Source organism: Streptomyces sp. 2323.1 (genome assembly GCF_900221035.1).
Classification (GTDB): domain Bacteria; phylum Actinomycetota; class Actinomycetes; order Streptomycetales; family Streptomycetaceae; genus Streptomyces; species Streptomyces sioyaensis.
This window is the reverse complement of sequence record NZ_LT907981.1, coordinates 5,681,824-5,702,444: the sequence shown is the minus strand read 5'-3', so window position 1 is coordinate 5,702,444 and position 20,621 is coordinate 5,681,824. Positions and strand designations below refer to the sequence as shown.

Genomic DNA, 20,621 nt, shown 5'->3' with positions numbered 1-20,621 from the left:
CGTGCCGGGTACGGGGGCCCGAAAAAGCCGGACGCGCGGTATGTCCGAAACCGGTTCCTTCCGCAAGCTTGTCAGTTGTCATGCTCAGACTTACATTCAACTCGCGGGTAACACTTGGCAGTTCGGCATCTTCGCGCACAGCTCCGCAGCGCCGGCACCCGAACCGTACGTTCTTCCCCACGTCCGCACACGCCGGCTCCCCGCGCGTCGCCACACCCGCGCAGCACGCCGACCCACGCAGCACGCCCCACCACGCCCCACCACGCACAGGCACCCCCCACACGGTTCGACAGCGCGCTTCCTCGCTCTTCGAAGGGGACACACCGATATGAAGGACGCACACGGCAGACCCGTCACGGGACGCATCAGATGGCGCAGGTTCGCCGCGCTGTCCGTCCCGGCCCTCGTCGGCACGGCCGCCCTGGGCATCGCCCTGGCCAACGGGGCTCTGGCGGCGTCGTTCGCCGTCTCGGGACAGCAGTTCAAGGTTTCCGCCGACAGCCTCACCGGCGACGGCTTCGCCCAGTACGGCAGCGTGGACACGAACGCCAGGGGAGACCTCCTGCCGGTCGCCGTCACCGCCATCAAGACCGCCCGGATGAACCATCTGTGCCAGTCGGTCGTCACCCACCTGCCCGTCATCGGCGATATCTCGCTCAACCTCAGCGCCGGTACGGGCGGCAAGCCCGTCGAGGCGACCAATCTCTTCGTGGACGCCACCCAGCTCTCCGGCAATGCGGCCTTCCACGGCATCGAGATCGGCCGGGACGCCTCCACCCTTGACAAGGGACCGGACAGCGCCCAGGGCATGCAGGACCTCTTCGCCCAGCAGGCCGATGACGTCAACATCAGCAGCCTGCGGCAGACGGCCTGGGCCACCAACGCGGGGACCTTCAAGCTGTCCGGCCTGAACATGAAGATCTCCAAGGGCTCCAAGGAATGCTTCTGACCTGGCGGCGCTGGCGGAGGGCGCGGCCCTTCTGGGGCGGTCTGGCGGCCGTCCTCGCCGGCGCCGAGCTCTGCGCCATCCCCCTGGCGCCGCTGAAGATCATGCTCCAACAGGGCATCGCCGGCATCCCGTCCGTGCTGATGGGGCTGGTGATGATCGTGATGGGGCTCTCGGCGTGGTTCACCCCGCACTACCGGGGCCTCGCGGGGGTGCTCACCGTGCTGTGCGCGGCGGCCGCGCTGGTGATGTCCAACCTCGGCGGCTTTCTGCTCGGCACCATTCTCGGGATTCTCGGCGGCTCGATGATGTTCGCCTGGCAGCCGGCCCCGGACGCCGCACCGGCGGAACCCGGCGCCCCCGGGGCACCCGGGGCCGATGCCGAACCGGGTGACGGCGCGCCCGCGCCCAGCGCCCCGTAGGACCCCGCAGCCCGCTTCCGGCCACCCGGCCGCGCCCGTACACCCGTACCCCCAACCCCCCAGCGCCTTCGTCCGCGTACGGGACCGGACCGCTGCCCGCACCGCGGACCGACCGCTCCTGTGGCACCCACCCCCCTTGAAGGAGACCCACGATGACGATGACGCACCCCGCCCGCCGTACGCACCGCAGACGCGCGTTCCGTTCCGCCGGCACCGGGATCGTCGCGGCGCTCGCCCTGCCGCTCGCCGTACCGGGTTCCGCGGCGGCCCTGCCCGCCCCGTCGGCGCCGCTCGCCCCGTCCGCCACGACCGTGACTCCGGCAGGGCACGGCTTCACCGCCACGCTCAGCGGCAAGGCCACCTTCAAGGCCGGTGCGGTGACCGTGACCTGTACGACCTCGACCTCCAGCGGGCAGGTCCCGGCCGCGCCCGGCAACCAGAACCCGGCCGGACCGGTGAGCAATTCGACCACCCCGGCGACCTACGGCTCCTGCTCGACGAGCCTGCCGGGCGTCAGCGCGACCGTCACCACGACCGGCACCTGGGGCGTCGCCATGCAGAACGGAGCGCCGGTGACCGCCGGTCTGACCATCCCCACCGGCGGATTCGTCCTCAAGACCAGCGGGCTGGCGTCCTGCACGGTCACCGCGGCGCCCACCGCGCCGGCCACGGTGGGCGGCACCTGGACCAACGGCGCACCGTCGACGCTCACCTTCACCAACGCCGCGGTGCCGGTGAAGGTGGTGGGCGGGTTCGGCTGCCCGACCACGGCGACCAGCTCGACGTTCAATGCCAGTTACAAGGTCGCCGATACCACTGATCCTGGGTCTCAGATCACGGTTACGGGCTGAGCGGGGTACCGGCCGAGGCCAGGGGTGACGGCCGTGCCCCGCCCGGGCGCGGGCGTCGCCCTCGGCGCGCGGCCCGGGGGCGCCCTCAGCGCACGGCCATGCCGGCGACCGCCACGATCACCAGCGCCACGACGGCCACCGTGCCGCTCAGGAACGCGGTGATCAGCCGTCGCCGCAGGGCCCGGTAGACGCCTTCGTATTCGGTCCGCAGGGTGGCGCTGCGGACCGCGATGCGCTCCAGATACGCCCACGTGGCATCGCGCTGGTCGCGGCAGTAGTGCAGCTCCACTTCCCGCCGCTGGCTGTCGGTGAGCCAGGGCAGGCCGGCGCAGAAGGCCTGTGCGCGAATGCGTGCCCGGTCCTTCTCCGCCTCCCAGAGGAGAAATCCCTCGATCTCGTTGATGGCCCGGTCCATCGCCGTGCCGTCGGCCCCCGGCATTTCCCCTGCGTGCGGCAGGCCGCCTCCTTCGGGCATTCCTCCGCCCGTTTCCCTTCCCTCGCCCCTCCATCTTCCTTCGCCCATCTGCGTTCCCTCGTTCATCTGCGTGCCCCGATTCCGGTGGCAGGCGTGTCCTCGGCGTCCGCCAAGGCCTCGATTTCGCGTGCGATCTCCGGGTGGTGCAGATCGAAGGCCGGGGATTCGGAGCGAATACGCGGCAGCGTACGGAAGTTGTGCCGCGGCGGCGGGCAGGACGTCGCCCATTCCAGCGAACGGCCGTACCCCCAGGGATCGTCGGACGCGACCTTCTCGCCGTACTTCGCGGTCTTCCACACGTTGTAGAGGAACGGCAGGAGGGAGAGCCCGAGGAGGAAGGAGAAGATGCTGGAGACGGTGTTCAGGGTGGTGAAACCGTCGGCCGCGAGGTAGTCCGGGATACGCCGCAGCATGCCCTCGGCGCCCAGCCAGTGCTGGACGAGGAAGGTGCCGTGGAAGCCCACGAACAGCGTCCAGAAGGTGATCTTTCCGAGCCGCTCGTCCAGCATCTTTCCGGTGAATTTCGGCCACCAGAAGTGGAATCCGGCGAACATCGCGAAGACGACCGTGCCGAAGACCACGTAGTGGAAGTGCGCCACGACGAAGTACGAGTCGGAGACGTGGAAGTCCATCGGCGGCGAGGCCAGGATGACACCGGTCAGACCACCGAAGGTGAAGGTGATCAGGAAGCCGATCGCCCACAGCATCGGCGTCTCGAAGGACAGCGAGCCCTTCCACATCGTGCCGATCCAGTTGAAGAACTTCACACCCGTCGGCACCGCGATCAGGAACGTCATGAAGGAGAAGAACGGCAACAGCACGCCGCCCGTCACATACATGTGGTGCGCCCACACCGTGACCGAAAGACCGGCAATCGAAACCGTCGCCGCGATCAGACCGATGTAGCCGAACATCGGCTTCCGGGAGAACACCGGAATGACCTCGGAAATGATGCCGAAGAACGGCAGGGCGATGATGTACACCTCGGGATGGCCGAAGAACCAGAAGAGGTGCTGCCAGAGCAACGCGCCGCCGTTTGCCGCGTCGAAGACATGCGCACCGAATTTACGGTCCGCCTCCAGCGCGAACAGCGCCGCCGCCAGCACCGGGAAGGCCAGCAACACCAGTACGCCGGTCAGCAGCACGTTCCAACAGAAGATCGGCATCCGGAACATCGTCATGCCCGGCGCCCGCATGCAGATGATCGTGGTGATGAAGTTGACCGAACCGAGGATCGTGCCGAAGCCGGAGAAGGCCAAGCCCATGATCCACATATCGGCGCCGATTCCGGGGGAATGCACGGAATCGGAGAGCGGCGCATAGGCGAACCAGCCGAAGTCCGCCGCGCCCTGCGGCGTCAGAAATCCGCCCACCGCCATGAGCGAACCGAAGAGATAGAGCCAGTAGGCGAACATGTTCAGCCGGGGAAAGGCGACATCGGGCGCGCCGATCTGCAACGGCATGATCCAGTTCGCAAAACCGGCGAACAGCGGCGTCGCGAACATCAGCAGCATGATCGTGCCGTGCATCGTGAACGCCTGGTTGAACTGCTCGTTCGACAGGATCTGGTGGCCCGGCCGGGCCAGTTCGGCACGCATCACCAACGCCAGCAGTCCGCCCAGGCAGAAGAAGGCGAACGCGGTGACCAGGTAGAGCGTGCCGATCGTCTTGTGGTCGGTGGTCGTCAACCACTTCACGGGAAACCTCATGCCCGGTAGGTGTCCGGCACCGCCGCGTACCTCACCGCGCGCGGCGCCCGGGGCCCGTACGCGGGGGTGGGAAGTCCCACACGGCCAGGTGTGAAGATCTGAGCCATGCCGGACACCAAGGGTTCATGAGCACGGACGACGCCTTCGCCGAGGCCTATCGCGCGCACTACTGGGCGGTCAGCCGCTTCGTGGCGCGGCGGCTGGACGGACAGGCACACGAGGTCGAGGAAGTCGTGGCGGAGGTCTTCTCCACCGCCTGGAGACGCCGCGCGGAACTCCCCGGCGCGCCACTGCCCTGGCTGTACGGGGTGGCCCGGAACTGTCTGGCCAATACCGTGCGCGGGCGGGGCCGTTACCGTCGGCTGCTGCACCGGCTCGGCCACCACGAGGCGGCGCAGCGGCGGCAGACCGTCGACAGTCCGGACGCGGAGCGGCCCGGGTCCTGGGTGCACGAGGCGCTGGCCCGGCTCTCCCCCGCCGACCAGGAGGTGCTGCGACTGACCGCCTGGGAGGAACTGACCGTCGGGGAACTGGCGGTGACCCTCGGATGCGGGCAGAGCGCGGCCGCCATGCGCCTGCACCGGGCGCGCGGCCGGCTCCGTACGCAGATAGAGCGGATGCGGGAGAAGGACACCCTCCGGCCCACGGACGGCTCCCCGGCTGATGCGCCGCCACCCGCGGCGCCGTCCCCGCTGCCACCGGTCCCCCGTCCGGCCAGCCCCCTCCCCCTCTCCCCCCACCACCCTGTACCGACCCGCTCGGGAGGCCGCCGCCATGACTGACGAACTGGAGCTGCTGCGGCAGGCCGACCCCGCCCCGGCCGGCGAAGGGCCCTGGCGGGACCGCCCGCTGACCGCCCGGGCAACGGCCCGGCTGGCGGAGCTGACGACCGGACCCGCCCCCTCCGCCCGCCCGCGCCCCGTACGCCGGCGGCGTCTGGTGCTGGGCCTGACCGCCGCGTCGCTGGCCGCCGTCGCCGCCCTTGCGCCGACCTTCTCCGGCGCCGGCAGCAGCCCCGCCGTCGCCGCGCCCGCCGCCCTCACCCTGCACACCGGTGCACCGTCCGTGTCGCTGGACGCCCTCGCCCGCCGGGCGCAGGCCGCGGCACGGACGGCCGGCGCCGCGGATGGGCCGCGGCGCGGCAGCCATCTGCAGACCTGGTACATGAGCATGGAGTCGGGCCCGCGCGCGGCGCCGCCGGTCACCGTGCCCGAGGAGCGGATCACCCACTGGAACGCCGACGGCAGCGGCTCGGAACTCGTCGTGGCCACCGACCCGCGACACCCGGGCCGCCCGGTGATCCACGACAACGACGGCCACTGGCAGACCGTCAGCGACGGCAAGGTCCTGCACGACAAGACCTATCCGGCGGGCTCGGAGGCCCGGCACAGCGGCCTGGCCTCCCGTACGCGGCCGTCGACGGACCCCGCGGAGCTGCGCGAACAGCTGTCGTGGCTCTACGGCGGCCCGGACGACACCCGCACCACGGGGCAACTCCTCACGGCGCTCTCCTCGTTCCGCCAGGAGTGGACGCCGGGGCCGCGGGAAACGGCAGCCATCGTCCGGATGCTGGCCGACGCGGACGGGCTGCGCCCGGCAGGCGTGGTCACCGACCGGCTGGGCCGCCGCGGACAGGCGTACGTGTACGACGGCCCCGACGGCGCCGCGAACTCCACGCGCCAGATGGTGATCCTCGACCCGCGCACCGGCGAACTCCTGGGCCTGGAGGTCACCTTCACCAAGAACCAGCCGGATTTCCGGATCCGGTCCGGGGAGGTGATGTCGTACGAGGCGTGGATGCCGTGAGATGCCGGCTTGCAAGGGAACCGATATGGGCAGAGTCAGCCGCATGCGGATCCTGAGCAATGACGAACTGCTCCGCCACGAGGCAACGTCGTTGCGCGATGTCGCGTCGCGGACCCGGTGGTACACCCAGGCATTTCCCGATCTCGGCGACAGTGAGCGCCGTAAAGTCCAGATGGCTGTGCTGCACGCCTGGATCCGCAACCGCTACCCGGTCAACTTGCAGTTCATAAGCAACTACGTCGCCACCGTTGTGACAGCAGTCGGGATGGCCGCAGCCTCAGTCACTGCCGGCGTGGTAGCCGCACAATTCGCGACGGATACCGGCGGTTCCGCCCGTGCGCCCTGGTGGCTCTTTCCCACAGCCACCTGGGCCGCAGTCTGTCTCAGCGCGCTCATCGTGACCCGGAACGACATGCGCAAGCTCGTCTCTCTCTTCCGTCGGCTCGGCCTCCGAGGCACGATCTGGCGCGTCACCCATCCGCAGATTGCCTATTGGTTTGTACCGTGCATCGTGCTTTCCACTGTTGCCGTCACTGCTGCGGCTTCCTGGCTGACCATTGCGACTGCGCTGTCCGCCTCGAAAGGACAGCAATTGATCAGCGCTGCCACAGGGGTGTTCGGTGCGATCCTGGGCTTACAAGCGGGCCGCTGGGTCCGCGTGGTGGAAAGACTCCTGAGCCGCAGATTTCGGCAGCCTCATCGGCCGCGTCCCCTCGACGCCGTGCTGGTCGCCCTCATGGCGGCTACCGCGACGTGTTTCCAAAGGCAGGCACGGTGGTGGGATCCGCGCAGCATCAAGATCATCAGGAACCGGCTGACCGTCGCAATCGAAGCGGCCGGCGACACCGCGACCGTTCGACGCAGGACCTCCCTCATGGAAGTCGCGGCGAGACGCCAGGCGAGACAGTTCCACGCAGCTTTGGCGGAATTGATCCGACGCCACGACCGTGCGATCACTCAGGTACGCACGGCCCAGGAGTACGAAGCGATCACCGCCTCGCTGCGCATGGGGGTCCTCGCCCTCGCGGCAGGTGACGTGGCGGCCCTCATGCAACACAGTGCCGCTGAGCCGCCGACGTCCCGGGCCGCCCGGATCCTGCGCCGTACCGGCTCCAGCCTCGTCCTGGCGGCTTTCGCTGTGGTCATCCCGCTGCTGCCCGGAGTGGACGGCGCCACGGGCGGAGGCGTCCGCGTGCTGCTCCTCATGACGGCCGCACTGGCCCTCACCCCGGCCGGCGACAGCGCCTCCGGCTCCATCCGGTCCGCCCTTGAACGATCCCTGTTGACCAAGGGCGCCGCATGACCATGACCGTTCCAGCGAGGACCCCTACCAGAAACCCCGGGGGGGGCAGCCCCGACCCGCCTCGGCCCACCGTCCCGCCGTCCCGGCGGACGGGACGCCGACGAGGCACCCGCCGCGTTGCCGACGCGTCGCCTGCCGCGTTCGCCTGCCGCGCCCGAGTGGCGGGGCCGGCGATCATGGCTGATCCTGGAAAGAACGCGACGATCCATATCGGCGCGGCGGTGCAGAGTGCCGCCGCGCCGTTCGCATGCCTGCCCCGGCCCGGCGCCGTACGCCACCCGGCTCCGCGCCCCGCGCCGCGCGCCAGCTGACCTAGGCCCCCCGGCCGCCACGCCGGGCACCCGTGCGCGGGGGCGCCACCCCCACCACCCCTACGTGACCCACACCACAATGCCCCAATGGTTGCAACGGATCATCGCGATATGGATCACAGAGTCGCATGCCGGAAATTGCTCGGCGAAAGTGCGTTTCCCCAGCAAGGAGCGGGTATACGGCCGACTGCGCGGTCATCCGCACACTGTCCGTGATGAACCGGTCTGCCCCTATGGTCGACCTTTGCCCGTCGCTCCATGGCGGGCCTGGCCCGCCACCCCATGGCGGGCGGTCTCATGTCGTCGTCCAAAGAGAGCGCAGGCGAGCGAGCACGTGCCGACGCAGTCCCCCGTCGTCCCCGGGCCCCGTGAACCCGTCGGCAGCCGTGCCGATACCGCACCCGATCCGCAGCAGAACCAGGCGGCGGATCCGGCACAGCCGGCCTCGGGCGAGGTGACCGTCGTCGATCCCGCCATGGTCAAGCGCGCCGTATCGGCGGCCGCGCTCGGCAATGCGATGGAGTGGTTCGACTTCGGCGTGTACAGCTACATCGCGGTCACCCTCGGGCATGTCTTCTTCCCGTCCGGGAATCCGACCGCGCAGTTGCTGTCGACGTTCGGAGCGTTCGCGGCGGCCTTCCTCGTACGTCCCATCGGCGGCATGGTCTTCGGGCCGCTCGGTGACCGGATCGGCCGGCAGAAGATCCTCGCGATCACCATGATCATGATGGCGGCGGGCACCTTCGCCATCGGTCTGATCCCGTCCTACGCCTCCATCGGCGTCGGCGCGCCCATCCTGCTGCTCGTCGCCCGCCTGGTGCAGGGCTTCTCCACCGGCGGCGAGTACGGCGGCGCCTCCACCTTCATCGCCGAGTACGCGCCCGACAAGAAGCGCGGATTCCTCGGCAGCTGGCTGGAGTTCGGCACACTGGCCGGCTACGTCGGCGGTGCCGGCCTGGTCACGCTGATGACCGCGCTGCTGTCCACCGACGCCCTGAACTCCTGGGGCTGGCGCATCCCGTTCCTGATCGCCGGTCCGATGGGCATCATCGGCCTCTACCTGCGGATGCGGCTGGAGGAGACCCCGGCCTTCGCCCAGTTGGAGAAGGAGGCGCGGACCAAGGAGAAGGAGCGCCGCGAGGCGGAGAAGCGGATCGGCATCCGCGAGATGATCTTCGGTCAGTGGCGGTCGATGCTGCTGTGCGTCGGCCTGGTCCTGGTCTTCAACGTCACGGACTACATGCTGCTGTCGTACATGCCGAGCTATCTGACCTCGGAGCTGAAGTACGACGAGACGCACGGGCTGCTGGTCGTGCTCGCGGTGATGGTCCTGATGATGGGCGTCCAGCCGCTCGCGGGCCGGCTCACCGACCGCTTCGGCCGCCGCCCGGTGATCGGCGCGGGCTGTGTCGGCTTCCTGGTGCTGTCCGTGCCCGCCCTGCTGCTGATCCGTCAGGGGTCGCTGGCCGCCATCGCGCTGGGTATGGCCGCGCTCGGCCTGCTGCTGGTCACGTTCACCTCGGCGATGCCGTCCACGCTGCCCGCGCTGTTCCCGACCAAGGTGCGCTACGGCTCGCTGTCGATCGGCTTCAACGTCTCCGTGTCGCTCTTCGGCGGGACGACCCCGCTGGTGGTCACCGCCCTGATCGGTGCGACCGGCAACAAGATGATGCCCGCCTACTACATGATGGCGGCGGCCGTGATCGGCGGCATCGCTGTCCTGCTGATGTCGGAGAGCGCCCGCAAGCCGCTGCCCGGCTCGCCGCCGGCCGTCGAGACCGAGGCAGAGGCGCAGGAGCTCCGCGAAGCGGCCCGCCGCCCGGCCACGGCCGGTTCGGCGGCCTGACCGCAGACCGACCCGCCCCCGGAAGCACGCCGGGGGCCCGGCCGCAGCCATCGACGCTGCGGGTGCATCCGGGACCCACGCGCCAACGGCCTGTACGACCCCGCTGGGGTGGTGCAGGCCGTTGGCATGCGCGCGGCCTCCGCCCCGAACTGCACACGCGGAGGCCGCCGTTCTGGCAAGATCCCTCCGTGTCGAACATTTCATCGATTACGTCCACGCGGATGACGTACACCCGCATAGGCCCGCTCCTCCACGAGATCGGCATGGTCTCCAAGGAGAAGATGCACAGCGTCCTCGACGCCTTCGCCGACTTCGCACACCACGAGCTGGACCACTACGAGGCCGCCTGCGCCCTCGAACACTTCGGCGTGGCGGTCTCGGTCCACGCCGACGACATCGACTCCATCCACGACGACTACGCGAGCCTGCTGGCGGAGGCCGAAGAGATCGCCGGCGGCGCGGTCACCCTCACCAACGTCCGCCTCGTCGAGGGCGAGGGCAACCTCTCGGACGGCCGCTTCGACCGCCTTGAGTTCGAACGGAACGGCGAGCCCGTCTCCCTCTCCGCCGAACACTTCGCAGACGACTACTACGACCACGAGGCGGCCTGCGAGGCCATCGCCCTCACCGCCCATGACGACGACCCCCGCTCATGGCACTACGTCGACTTCCCCCGCAAGCCGAACGCCGGCTACGACAGCATCATGGTCCTCGCCACGCCCGAGCAGGCAGTGGCGCTGAGCGAGCAGTTGGGCTTCACGTTTCCGTTCGGGGCGTGAGCGGCGTCTGCGTGTGCCCGGCTCCACGGACGTGCCCTCGGCCCCATCGCGACCGGGGGGGCACGCCTGCGCACCGCTGCGCGCTCCCTCTCCGACTCCATTCCGGTGGGCGGCCCATCGGGCGGCGGCAGCACGGAGGCGGTGCGTCCAGTCGCTGGAGCGCTCGTCCGCGGTGTTCGAGTTGCTGCGCCCGCAACGGGCGCTCTGATGTACCACTGTTGCCGCTCGCTGCCGCTGATACCCCATGCGGCAAGATGGGCGCATGAGCGTAGTCAAGATCAACGTGCTGTCCGTCCCCGCTGAGCAGCGGGAAACCCTGGAGAAGCGCTTCGCCTCCCGCGCACACGCGGTCGAGAGTTCCGACGGCTTCGAGTGGTTCGAACTCCTCCGCCCCGTCGAAGGCACCGACAACTACCTGGTGTACACGCGTTGGCGTGACGAGGACTCGTTCCAGGCGTGGATGGAAGGACCCATGAAGGCGGCCCACCAGGGCGGCAGCGACAGGCCAAAGCCTGCCGCAAGCGGATCCACGGTGTGGTCGTTCGAGGTCGTGCAACAGGCAGCACCCAAGAGCGAATAAGTCCCGCAGCGGTAGCTCACCACAGAGACGACCCCTGTGCTCCGCACTTGGAGTGAGCCAGTGCGGAGCACAGTCGTTTCTTTATGGCATTGCCTAATCGTCGGCATCATCTCTCACCCGTTTTCGGTGAAGGAGAGCCAGAACTAGGGCAAGTGCTGCAGAACGCGGCTGGAGCGTTCGGTCCTAGGACGCCTACACGGCTCAAGAACGGAGCGGATCGTCGATGTCAACGGTGATCGAAACCCCGGACGTGGAGTGAAAAACGGCGGTATTCCCCGAAACTCGGATGTCGGTGAAAGGGTTGGAATCCTCAAAGAAGAGAGCCCAGACCAGGGTGTGATCGGCGTGGAGCCGTCCGCAGAAGCCGTATGACCCATGGGACACCCCCTCGCCTACCCAGAGGTATCCTCCGTCCGCCAGGGGAACCGATCGGTTCCTGCCAATGTCGGTCACCCAATCCGGGTCCTCCGCCAGCACCTCTTCGAGATCGAAGGCTTCCCCGAACCTCATACCGCTAGCTGCATGGGCATCAAGGAAGACCTCGTATGATCGCCCGTCAGGGAAATGCAGGCCGTCCAGGTCCGGCAACTGGTATTCCGCCCAGAGGCGCTCGATCGCACTCAATTCTTCTTCTTGCATCCGCTCTTCTTCTTACGCTTTGAGACGTGCGTATGTGGCGGCCGTTCCGTAAGTCCCGTAGGGGGAACGGGATTACCTTGGGCATCCCTGTTGAGCCCGGAGTTCATACGCTTTCGGAAGGCTTCTTTCCAGGTGACGCCGTTGGGCGAGGGCGGGTACGGATCATTGGGATTGACCCTGTGGATGGTAACAGGCTCACCTATTTCCCGGGCGGCATCGAGCCGCCGGTTGTCGTAGCTGACGAGCTGACCGTCGACTTCCATGACGGTGAGCCCCGCCCCTGGACGCTTCCAGTCCCATTCCCCGGCACGCATGCGGTCGGCATAGTCGTGCGGCGAAACCGTACGCTGAGAGAAATTGATATCCGCCGGATCGGCCCATTCGTGCTCGCCCTCCGGGGACAGTCCGAACGGGTCACTCCACGTGTGGGGGTTGATGACGTATGCCGCCGGATTGGGGGCAGGCCCGAGCCCGAGGGGGTCTGGAGTGAGGTAGCGAGCGGTTTCGGGGTCGTAAGTTCGGAAGTAGTTGTGGTGGAGCTGGGTTTCAGGGTCGAAGCACTGCCCGGGAAAGCGGAGAGGAGTGTGGGCGGTCGCGTCGGCGCTCCACGTTGTGGAGCCCCACAACGTGGTTCGGGTGCGGGCGGCTATGTGACCGTGCTCATCCAGGAGTTCGGTGGGCGTACCAATGAGGTCGGTGACGATCGCGAAGAAGCGTTCGTCGACCTGTGTGTCGGAAAGCTGTTTGCGTTCCCGCTGAACCAGCGGAGCGAACCCCTGGTGATCCCAGGTGAGGGTCAGCCCGCTTGTGGTGGTCTGTTCGCAGAGTGTGGCGCCGTCCCAAGTGAAGTCCACCCGCTCCACGACCGTTTGTTGGTCGTCGGCAAGACGCTGTTTTGACGAGCGGCGGCCGAGGGGGTCGTAGGTGTACTTCCAGCAGGTGCCGTCGGGGGTGATGCAGCCGATCAGGCGGTCGTTCGTGTCCCAGGTGTAGTGCCAGGTGTCGGCCTTGCGGGAGAGGCGGGTCTTCTGGCGCAGGATCGTGCGTCCGGCCGCGTCGTATTCGTAGCGGATGCCTCCCGCGCGGTCCAGCCGGGTACCGGTGTAGGTGCGCTCGCCCCGGGCCTCGGCGCCCGGATGGCGGTCGGGCCAGGCGGCGTGGGTCTGGTTTCCGGCCGCGTCGTAGGCGTAGGTCTCGGTCCAGTTGTGGGCGGAGACGGTGGTGACCCGGCCGGCGGCGTCGAGCTCGAAGCGGCGGCCACCGTTGAGGTGATCGTCGATGCGCGTGAGATTTCCGTCCGCACGGTAGGCGTACCTGCGGTGCTGGAGGGTGTCACTGCCCGAGGTGACGTGCTGGTCGATGAGCCGGCCGGCGGCGTCGAAGCTGTGGGCGAAGGTGACGTCGCCGAGGGTGCGGGAGAGTTCCTGGCCGAGAGCGTCGTGGGTGAAGGTCAGAGTACGGCCGGAGACGTCGAGTCCGGTGCGTTGTCCGGCTGCGTCGTAGGTCCATCGGCTCATCGCTCCGGTGGGGGTGGTGCGGGATATTCGATGACCCACGGCGTCGTACGTGAAGGTGGTGGTGCGGCCGTTCACCGTTTCGGCCACCACGTTCCCGAACTCATCGTGCTCGTAGGAGAGTTCGCCGTCCGGCGCAATGATCTCGGTCGTGCGCCCGGCAGCGTCGTAGTGGTAGGTGGTGACCTCGTCGTCGACGGCCTTGGTGGCGGTGCGGCCCAACGCGTCGTAGATGAAGTGGATCGTGTGACCGAGCGGTGTGGTGCGTGAGGTCAGCCGGTCTGCCGCGTCGTGGGAATAGGTATGGGTACGGGCATCGAAGTCCGTCTCGGATATCAAGCGGCCTGCTGCGTCGTATTCGTAGCGCCAGGTCAGGCCCTGAGGGTTGATGACCTCCCGCAGTTGCAGCGTGGTGTCGTGCACGAACTGGTGGCGTGCACCGTCCGGGTCGGTGCGCGTCTTCAGCTGGTCGAAGTGCCCGTACTCGTATGTGGTGATCTGACCCATGGGGTCGGTATGGGAAGTGCAGTTGCCCTCGCCGTCATAGGTCCAGGTTTCCTCGCCGGCGTCCGGGTGACGACGGTGTGCGAGGAGCCCTTCGGGTGTCCACCGATAGCGCGTGATGTGACCGAGCGGGTCGGTGACCGAGGTGGTGCGGCCGAAGCGGTCGCGGGCGAAATGTCTGACGGCGCCGAGCGGGTCGGTGACGGTGAGCGGGAGTCCCGCCGCGTCGCACTCGATATGGGTGACGCTGCCCAGCGGATCGGTGACCGAGGTGATGTGGCCGTAGCTGTCGTAAGTGAAGCGGGTGGTGTGGTCGGCCGGACCTGTGACGGCGATCCGGTTGCCCTTGGCGTCGTACTCCTGGCGGATGGTCTGACCGTCCGCGCCGGTGACCTCCGCCGGGAGGCCGAGGTCGGTGTAGGTAGCGGAAGTAGTCGAACCGTCCGGGCGGATGACAGAGAGGAGGTGCCCGCCCTCATCATGCGTCAGGTGCGTAATGCCGCCCAGCGGGTCGGTGATCTGTAGAGGGTTGTCGTGTGTGTCGTAGGTGGTGCGGGAGGTGTTGCCAAGCGGGTCGGTGATGGCGACGACCTGGAGGCGGTCATTGATGAGGTACCGGGTGACAGCGCCCTGCCCGTCGGTGAGTGTGGTGGTGCGGTGGCCGGTCTCCGCATCGGGCTCGCCGTAGGTGAACCGGTTCGCCACGTGCCCTTCGGCGCCGGACTGGGCGGTGCAGCGGTGGCGATGGTCGTAGGTGTACTCGTAGCGGGAGTCGTTGGAGTCCACCCAGGCGGTCATCCGGTGCTCGGTGTCGTACTCGAACCGGGTCATCGCACCAGTGGAGTTGGTGACAGTGCTGAGGTCGCCCGCATCGTCGTGGCCGTAGGACCTGATCAGCTGGTCCGAGCCGTCCTCGGCCGCGCCCGCCAGGTGCAGGGCCGACAGACGCCCCTCCTCATCACATGTCAGCTTCAGCTCGTAGCCGGCACTGTGCCGGATCGCGTACGGGATGCCGGTCTCGTCCGCGTAGTCGAACGTGATCCGGTGCCCGTTGCGGTCCGTGATCTCATCAGGCAGGGCTATGCCGGGGGCGTGGAGCGCGTCGCTGAAGTAGCGGGTCTGCCCCGTCTCCGGGTCGTTGACCGCCCAGTCGCCCTGGATCGTTCGCATAAGCGGCCAGCGCGGACCGTCCTTCGGCAGTACCCGCTCGCCGGTCTCCGGGGCCGGGTAGCGCAGCAGCATGCCGGTCTCGGTGACGAAGATGACGCCGTGGTCGTCGATCTCCAGGTGCTGGTCGACGGTGGAGGACCAGGAGGGGCCGATGTGGCGGCCGATACGGGTCGAGGACTCGTATTTGCGGGTGAAGGTCAGTGGCAGGGCGCCGGGCAGGGCGATGTCGGTCTGGGAAAGGAAGACCTTGCCCGAAGCCAGGTCGACGGGGTCGGTGCCGTCGGTGCACTTGCTGTCGTCGCGACGTGTCTTGTCGTTGGGATGGCCCGTTTCGGCTTCGTTACGGGCGCCACGGGAGGTTTCGGCCCCGCTGCGACGGCCGCCGCCGCTCGTGGTGTGCGGGGCATGCGGCATGTCGTGCTTGTTGCCCTTGAGGAGCTTGTCGAGTTCCGAGGCGTGTTTGGCGTCGTTCTCGGCGTGGTTGGTGGCGACCTTCTTCAAGCGGTCGCCTGCCCCGTGGTACAGATCCTGGACGGCCTTGCTCGCATCCTTGGCCAGGGTCTTGCCCAGCTTCTCCGCGCCGTCCTCAAGCGCCTTGACGATCCGGTTGCTCACTCGAAGCTCACCCCCGCCGCCTTCGACTCGAACTCAGCGGCATGCGACGCCACCGTCCGTGCATGCCCGCGCAGCAACTCGGCGCGCGTGTGCAACTCCTCCGGATGAATGGAGAAACTCTCCCCCACACCACCCGCGCCGGCGGAGACGCCGAGCGCGGACTCGGCAGCCTGGAAGACCATGCCGCTCACTGCCTTGCCCACCACCTCCACCAGGGGGTTGATGGCCGCCTCGATGACCTGGCCGATGATGTACTGCTCCAACTGCTGCTCAAGGAAGTTCACGAGCTTCTTGCCGGCCGCGATCACCAGCGCCTCGGCCGCCTCCGCGACCCCAAGGGTGGCGACCGCTGCCGCCTGGTCGGCCACAAAAGTGATGGCCAGCACGATGAGCTCAGCGATCGCCTCCATCTTCATCGCCACAATCGTGTCCGCCGCGACATCCAGCGCGGTGGCCACCGTGTGACAGGCGTTGACCAGCTCCGTCATGTGACCGTTCGACAGCTGCCCCCATTTGGCCAGCAGCGCCTCGTACGACGCCCCCTGATACACCTCGGCCAGCTGGTGGATCGTTGCAGTCGAGTCCTTGTGGGTGTCATCCAGCTTCTGCGCGAAGTCCCTGACGTGCGCCGCAAATTCGCGGACTTTGTCCTCGTTGACGTTCGGCCAGTTCACCCCGATGAACTGAAGGAACGACACCACCTCATCAGGCAGTTCAATCGCCATGATTCCCCCCTCGGCAATGCCCACGACAGCCCATCAGACTCTGCTCAAGAGGGTGCAAGAGGAAGGCAAACATGTGCCCTAAAAACGTCCAACAGTGTGCTTGTCAGTGAGGAGCCTCCTGTTCGAGGTGGTGCAGCAGGCCGGTCCCCGGCAGGGCTGAGCCGGCGGCGGCGTCACCCGAAATCCGTTGCGCGGCGTGCGGTTCCGGTCGTGACAATGGCTCCATGGGTGACGCCGCCGCTCTCCGTATCCCCTGGACTGTCCGTGCGGAGCCGGTCGGCTCGCCGGACGCCCGGGCGCTGTTGCGCGAGTACTACACCGAGGTGGCCGACCGTTACTTCGCGCTGCACGAGGGCCGTCGGTCGACACCGCAGGAGATCGAGGAGGGGCTGGCGGAGTACCCGAGTGCCGATCTGACGCCCCCGTATGGGGTGTTGCTGGTGGCTCGGGCGGGTGGGGTGGTGGCGGGCTGCGCCGGGGTGCGGCTGTTGGACGCGCGCACTGCGGAGCTCAAGCAGATGTTCGTGCGGGCCTCCTGGCGGGGGCGCGGTGGCGCGGGCCGGTTGCTGACGGCGGCCGAGTCGGCGGCGGCGCGGCTGGGGGCCGAGCGGATCCGGCTGGACACCCGGCGGGATCTGGTGGAGGCGGTCGCGCTCTACCGGCGGCACGGCTTCGCGGAGATCGAGCCGTATCACGACGACCCGTACGCGGAGGTCTTCTTCGAGAAGCGGCTGGCCGGCGCTCCGCGTTCGGCTGAGACCGCGGACCGGCGGCCATCGCCCCGCTGAGCGTGCGGACCGGTGCTCCTCGCCCGGCTGAGCGTGCCGACCGAGACGGACCGGCCCGAGCCCTTGCCCGGCGCCGTCAACTACCGTATGAAAACGGTCACTTCGCCCGGTCGGTCCGGTGCGGAGCAGGCGGATGAGTACGCGGCAACGGTTGCCGGGCGTCGCCGTTGTGTGGCTCCTCCGCGTCCGAGCCGCACAGTTCCGCCGTCAGCTCGCGGACGAGTTCGGTGAGGTCGGTGGGACGGTCCCTGGTCCACCAGTCGCCCAGCAACTCCGCGAGTGACTCCTGACGGGCCGTCGAGAGCCGGTCCGCGCCCTCCCGTCCGCGGTCGGTGAGTTGCAGCAACAGGCCCTGGCGGACGGCGAGTCCGCGCTCCTCGATCTGCCGGACGCCCTCGGAGATCACCCCGAGCGGCACGGTGCTGCGTTCGGCGAGCAGCCCCGGCTCCACCGAGCCGTAGCGGTGGATGCGCAGGATCAGCCAGCTGGCGGCCGGTTTGAGGTCGAGTCCGGCCCGGGCGGTGATCTTCTCGTAGATGTGTTTACGGCCCTCCAGGCTGCCGAGTTTGGACAGCGCGCGGGCGACCTCGTCGCGGGAGGACCGTTCGACGGGGTTGGAGGAGATCACCTCGCTGGTGTCGGGGGCGGTGACGCTCCTGCGCAGCGGCTCCTCCTTGAGGAACCAGGCCAGCACGAACGCCACCAGGACCAGCGGGACGGCGTAGAGGAAGACACCGGTGATGGAGACGGAGTAGGCGTTCAGGACACCGGCGAGCTGCCCGGCCGGCAGCCGTGCCACGGTCCGCGGATCCTCGGCGATCCGCGACGGGTCGACGCCCGGCGGCAGGGGGTGTCCGGCGAGGGCGTCGGCGATCCGCGGGCGGAGGTTGTTGGCGAAGACCGTGCCGAAGAGGGAGACGCCGAACGAGGCGCCGATGGAGCGGAAGAAGGTGGCGCCGGAGGTGGCGACGCCCAGGTCCCGGTAGGGGACGGCGTTCTGCGCGATGAGCACCAGCACCTGCATGACCAGGCCCAGCCCGAAGCCGAAGACGAAGAAGGACAAGCTCATCTGGGCGACGCCGCTGGACGGTTCGAGCCGGTGCAGCAACAGCAGGCCGAGCACGACGACGCCGGTGCCGGCGATCGGGAAGACCTTGTAGTGGCCGGTGCGGCTGACGATCTGACCGGAGCCGGTGGAGGCCAGCAGCATGCCGAGCACCATCGGCAGCATGTGGACACCGGACAAGGTCGGTGTCACGCCCTGCACGACCTGAAGAAACGTCGGCAGGAACGTCATCGAGCCGAACATCGCGAAGCCGATGACGAAGCCGATGACGGCGGTGAGCGTGAAGGTGCGCAGCCGGAACAGCCGCAGCGGCAGTACGGGCTCGGCGGCCCGGCGCTCGATGACCACGAACGCCGCCAGCAGTACGGCGCCGAGGACACCGAACCCGATGATCTGCCAGGAGCCCCAGGGGTAGCTGACGCCGCCGAGCGAGGCCATCAGCACGAAGCAGGCGGCGGCCGCGGCGATGGTGAGGGTGCCCAGGTAGTCGATCCGGTGCGAGGCGCGGCTGCGCGGGATGTGCAGCACGGCGGCGATGACGGCGAGCGCGACGATGCCGACGGGCACGTTGATGTAGAACACCCAGCGCCAGCTGAGGTGGTCCACGAACAGTCCGCCGAGCAGCGGACCGAGCACGCTCGCACCGCCGAAGACGAAGCCGAACAGGCCCTGGTACTTCCCGCGTTCGCGGGGCGGCACGATGTCCCCGACGATCGCCATCGACAGCACGATCAGGCCGCCGCCGCCCAGTCCCTGAAGGGCCCGGAAGGCGATCAGCTCCCCGATGTTCTGCGCGATCCCGCACAGCACCGAGCCGATCAGAAAGAGCACGATGGCGGTCTGGAACAGCTTCTTGCGGCCGTACTGGTCACCGAGCTTGCCCCACAGGGGCGTCGCTGCCGTGGAGGCCAGGAGATAGGCGGTGACCACCCAGGACAGATGGTCGAGGCCGCCGAGTTCACTGACGATGGTGGGCAGTGCGGTGGCCACGATGGTCTGGTCGAGCGCCGCGAGGAGCATGCCGAGCAACAGCGCGCCGATCGCGACGAGGATCGTCCGACGGGACCGGTCCTCGCCGGGGACGGCAGGAGCGCTGGTGTCCTGCGCCATGAACCTCTCCCTCTGTGCCGGGGTGCCGGGATGCCGGGGTGTCCATTCCTTCCCGTGGGAACCGGCCGTCGGACTTCTTCCATCCTGGGCGGTGGTGCCGGATATGGCCCGCCGAGCGGTGTCCGGTATCCGGGGCCGTACGGGGGACGGCCGGGGCGGGCCTTGCGGATGTCGTCGAGCGCCTGCGCGGGGCGGGTGACGTCTGGATAATCGCTGCCGGTTCGAGGCGTCGAGGGAGGGACCACTCGTGACGGCACGGAACTGCCCGCACTGCTCTGCCCCGGAACGCGGCGACGGCCGGCCGGCCTGTCTGTGCGCGGCGGTCGGCGCGGACGACTTCGACCCGCTGCGCGTTCGGCCGTACGTGTCACTGCCCGACGGGGAGGAGGGCGCGGGCGAGGACGCCGGGAGGGGATCCGGAGGGGATGACAGGAGGGGCGACGGCGGGGACGTCGGTGGGGTGGGCGGTGCCGGTCCCGTTGGCATGGCCGGTCCGGGTGCCGCCGGGGCAGGCGGGGCCGCTGCCGGAGCGGGCGACCAGCTGGACGACTTACCCGGGGTGGATGCGGCGGTGTACCGCGCCGATGCCTCCGCCTCCACCACGTTCTCCGCCCCCTCGGCTCTCTCCTCTTCCGTCCCCCTGGTCCCCCAAGCACGGCGCCGCTCCGGCCCGACCTCCCGGACGTTCACCGCGGCCGATGGGGAACCGTCCGCCGGCCCCGCGGATCCCGCCCGCCCCGTGCCGCGCCGGACCCGCCCCCGGCCCGCCGCCCTGGTGGCCACCGGCGCAGCGGCCGCCGTCGCAGCCGCCCTGATCGGTACCGATGCGCTGTCCGGCGGCGTCCGGGACCGGGCGGCGCCGCCCGACCGGAGCACCGCCTCTCCCAGCGCCGCCCTCCCCACCGGCGACGCCCCCGCACCGAGCGCGGCCGCCTCCTCCCCCACCCCGGGCCGCTCCCCGTCACCCGACGCGACCGCCACCGGCCCGCCCCCGGCCACCGTGCGGCGCTACCGGACCCGGCCTCCGCGTCCCCCCGCCCCCACCAGGGCGTCCGGCAGCGTCGCCGACTCCCCCGGCAGCCCGTCCCCGGCCTCCAGTGCCCCACCCACCGGGCCGCTGGCGCTGCGCGAGGGCGCCTCTGGGCCGGAGGTGGCGGAACTCCAGCAGCGGCTGCAGCAGCTCGGCCTGTACCCGGGCGCGGCAGACGGCCGCTATGACGCGGAGGTACGGGCCGCGGTCTCGCGCTACCAGCGGCAATACGGGGTGACCGGCGACCCGGACGGCGTCTACGGCGCCGGAACACGGGCGTCCCTGGAGTCCCGTACCAGCGCGCCGTAGCCCCGGCACGGCGACCGGCCGCCGGTGCACTGACCGGGGCCGGTTGTCGACACCCGCAAACGTTTTGTATCGTGTGAGAACAAAGTGGTTCCGCCCGCACTCCCTGACCGGCGGGCGGAACCG

Annotated in this window: 18 protein-coding genes; 12 read left to right on the top strand and 6 right to left on the bottom strand. The window is 69.0% G+C overall.

The annotated features are described in order from the left end of the window. Positions 1–328 precede the first annotated feature (328 nt). The 3 genes from CPH93_RS24535 to CPH93_RS24525 all read left to right on the top strand — a co-directional run bounded on the left by CPH93_RS24535 (position 329) and on the right by CPH93_RS24525 (position 2,219). On the top strand, positions 329–949 hold the full coding sequence (locus CPH93_RS24535) for a DUF6230 family protein (protein WP_093482940.1): 621 nt from the start codon (positions 329–331) through the stop codon (positions 947–949). Then, positions 940–1,368, top strand: a complete 429-nt coding sequence (locus tag CPH93_RS24530) for a DUF6114 domain-containing protein (protein WP_096214085.1) — start codon at positions 940–942, stop codon at positions 1,366–1,368. The genes CPH93_RS24535 and CPH93_RS24530 overlap by 10 nt, the downstream gene beginning before the upstream one ends. A 152-nt stretch (positions 1,369–1,520) precedes the next feature. Further along, positions 1,521–2,219, top strand: a complete 699-nt coding sequence (locus tag CPH93_RS24525) for a hypothetical protein (protein ID WP_096214084.1) — start codon at positions 1,521–1,523, stop codon at positions 2,217–2,219. Positions 2,220–2,304: 85 nt separating this feature from the next. Here CPH93_RS24525 and CPH93_RS24520 read toward each other — a convergent pair whose 3' ends face one another. Both CPH93_RS24520 and ctaD read right to left on the bottom strand, forming a co-directional pair. Then, positions 2,305–2,658, bottom strand: a complete 354-nt coding sequence (locus CPH93_RS24520; RefSeq protein WP_093482943.1) for a hypothetical protein — start codon at positions 2,656–2,658, stop codon at positions 2,305–2,307. 98 nt (positions 2,659–2,756) lie between these two features. After that, positions 2,757–4,403 carry an aa3-type cytochrome oxidase subunit I gene (ctaD, locus tag CPH93_RS24515; protein WP_093482944.1) on the bottom strand — a complete coding sequence of 549 codons (1,647 nt, stop codon included), beginning with the start codon at positions 4,401–4,403 and terminating at the stop codon, positions 2,757–2,759. Positions 4,404–4,528: 125 nt separating this feature from the next. Here ctaD and CPH93_RS24510 point away from each other — a divergent pair, with 125 nt between their 5' ends. The 7 genes from CPH93_RS24510 (at position 4,529) to CPH93_RS24485 (ending at position 11,028) form a co-directional block, all read left to right on the top strand. Beyond that, positions 4,529–5,185, top strand: coding sequence for an RNA polymerase sigma factor (locus tag CPH93_RS24510; protein WP_096214083.1), 657 nt, complete (start codon positions 4,529–4,531; stop codon positions 5,183–5,185). Then, positions 5,178–6,209 carry a CU044_5270 family protein gene (locus tag CPH93_RS24505; protein WP_096214082.1) on the top strand — a complete coding sequence of 344 codons (1,032 nt, stop codon included), beginning with the start codon at positions 5,178–5,180 and terminating at the stop codon, positions 6,207–6,209. Before CPH93_RS24510 ends, CPH93_RS24505 begins: the two co-directional genes overlap by 8 nt. Positions 6,210–6,252: 43 nt before the next feature. Continuing rightward, positions 6,253–7,512, top strand: coding sequence for a hypothetical protein (locus CPH93_RS24500; RefSeq protein ID WP_159395048.1), 1,260 nt, complete (start codon positions 6,253–6,255; stop codon positions 7,510–7,512). A 176-nt stretch (positions 7,513–7,688) separates the two neighbouring features. After that, positions 7,689–7,823: a hypothetical protein gene (locus tag CPH93_RS37325; protein WP_269460119.1), complete on the top strand. Its 135-nt coding sequence runs from the start codon at positions 7,689–7,691 to the stop codon at positions 7,821–7,823. A 334-nt stretch (positions 7,824–8,157) separates the two neighbouring features. After that, a complete protein-coding gene (gene proP / locus CPH93_RS24495) occupies positions 8,158–9,669 on the top strand; it encodes a glycine betaine/L-proline transporter ProP (protein ID WP_096214080.1) in 1,512 nt (503 codons plus the stop codon). Between the two features lie 221 nt (positions 9,670–9,890). Further along, positions 9,891–10,448: a hypothetical protein gene (locus CPH93_RS24490; protein WP_096214079.1), complete on the top strand. Its 558-nt coding sequence runs from the start codon at positions 9,891–9,893 to the stop codon at positions 10,446–10,448. Positions 10,449–10,710: 262 nt separating this feature from the next. Continuing rightward, a complete protein-coding gene (locus tag CPH93_RS24485; protein ID WP_093648879.1) occupies positions 10,711–11,028 on the top strand; it encodes an antibiotic biosynthesis monooxygenase family protein in 318 nt (105 codons plus the stop codon). A gap of 201 nt (positions 11,029–11,229) precedes the next feature. Here CPH93_RS24485 and CPH93_RS24480 read toward each other — a convergent pair whose 3' ends face one another. Genes CPH93_RS24480 through CPH93_RS24470 form a run of 3 tightly spaced genes read right to left on the bottom strand, consistent with a single transcriptional unit; the run spans position 11,230 to position 16,195 of the window. Then, positions 11,230–11,667, bottom strand: a complete 438-nt coding sequence (locus tag CPH93_RS24480) for a hypothetical protein (protein ID WP_231976946.1) — start codon at positions 11,665–11,667, stop codon at positions 11,230–11,232. After that, the gene (locus CPH93_RS24475; protein WP_096214078.1) at positions 11,649–15,470 is read right to left on the bottom strand and encodes a DUF6531 domain-containing protein; all 3,822 of its coding nucleotides are present in this window, start codon (positions 15,468–15,470) and stop codon (positions 11,649–11,651) included. Before CPH93_RS24475 ends, CPH93_RS24480 begins: the two co-directional genes overlap by 19 nt. Then, complete coding sequence (locus CPH93_RS24470) at positions 15,467–16,195, bottom strand: WXG100-like domain-containing protein (RefSeq protein ID WP_096215576.1); 729 nt, start codon at positions 16,193–16,195, stop codon at positions 15,467–15,469. The genes CPH93_RS24475 and CPH93_RS24470 overlap by 4 nt, the downstream gene beginning before the upstream one ends. 224 nt (positions 16,196–16,419) lie before the next feature. Between CPH93_RS24470 and CPH93_RS24465 the strand changes: the two genes are divergently transcribed. Further along, positions 16,420–16,983, top strand: a complete 564-nt coding sequence (locus CPH93_RS24465) for a GNAT family N-acetyltransferase (protein WP_093648882.1) — start codon at positions 16,420–16,422, stop codon at positions 16,981–16,983. Between the two features lie 97 nt (positions 16,984–17,080). Here CPH93_RS24465 and CPH93_RS24460 read toward each other — a convergent pair whose 3' ends face one another. Next, positions 17,081–19,264: an MDR family MFS transporter gene (locus CPH93_RS24460; protein ID WP_269460165.1), complete on the bottom strand. Its 2,184-nt coding sequence runs from the start codon at positions 19,262–19,264 to the stop codon at positions 17,081–17,083. A 142-nt stretch (positions 19,265–19,406) separates the two neighbouring features. Here CPH93_RS24460 and CPH93_RS24455 point away from each other — a divergent pair, with 142 nt between their 5' ends. Then, positions 19,407–20,498, top strand: coding sequence for a peptidoglycan-binding domain-containing protein (locus CPH93_RS24455; protein ID WP_231976945.1), 1,092 nt, complete (start codon positions 19,407–19,409; stop codon positions 20,496–20,498). Positions 20,499–20,621 lie beyond the last annotated feature (123 nt).

Bases quoted from the DNA above. Each gene is read 5' to 3' on its own strand.
- CPH93_RS24535 (WP_093482940.1), top strand. From the start codon at position 329: ATGAAGGACGCACACGGCAGACCCGTCACGGGACGCATCAGATGGCGC.
- CPH93_RS24530 (WP_096214085.1), top strand. From the start codon at position 940: ATGCTTCTGACCTGGCGGCGCTGGCGGAGGGCGCGGCCCTTCTGGGGC.
- CPH93_RS24525 (WP_096214084.1), top strand. From the start codon at position 1,521: ATGACGATGACGCACCCCGCCCGCCGTACGCACCGCAGACGCGCGTTC.
- CPH93_RS24520 (WP_093482943.1), bottom strand. From the start codon at position 2,658: ATGCCGGGGGCCGACGGCACGGCGATGGACCGGGCCATCAACGAGATC.
- ctaD (WP_093482944.1), bottom strand. From the start codon at position 4,403: ATGAGGTTTCCCGTGAAGTGGTTGACGACCACCGACCACAAGACGATC.
- CPH93_RS24510 (WP_096214083.1), top strand. From the start codon at position 4,529: ATGAGCACGGACGACGCCTTCGCCGAGGCCTATCGCGCGCACTACTGG.
- CPH93_RS24505 (WP_096214082.1), top strand. From the start codon at position 5,178: ATGACTGACGAACTGGAGCTGCTGCGGCAGGCCGACCCCGCCCCGGCC.
- CPH93_RS24500 (WP_159395048.1), top strand. From the start codon at position 6,253: ATGCGGATCCTGAGCAATGACGAACTGCTCCGCCACGAGGCAACGTCG.
- CPH93_RS37325 (WP_269460119.1), top strand. From the start codon at position 7,689: ATGGCTGATCCTGGAAAGAACGCGACGATCCATATCGGCGCGGCGGTG.
- CPH93_RS24490 (WP_096214079.1), top strand. From the start codon at position 9,891: ATGACGTACACCCGCATAGGCCCGCTCCTCCACGAGATCGGCATGGTC.
- CPH93_RS24485 (WP_093648879.1), top strand. From the start codon at position 10,711: ATGAGCGTAGTCAAGATCAACGTGCTGTCCGTCCCCGCTGAGCAGCGG.
- CPH93_RS24480 (WP_231976946.1), bottom strand. From the start codon at position 11,667: ATGCAAGAAGAAGAATTGAGTGCGATCGAGCGCCTCTGGGCGGAATAC.
- CPH93_RS24470 (WP_096215576.1), bottom strand. From the start codon at position 16,195: ATGGCGATTGAACTGCCTGATGAGGTGGTGTCGTTCCTTCAGTTCATC.
- CPH93_RS24465 (WP_093648882.1), top strand. From the start codon at position 16,420: ATGGGTGACGCCGCCGCTCTCCGTATCCCCTGGACTGTCCGTGCGGAG.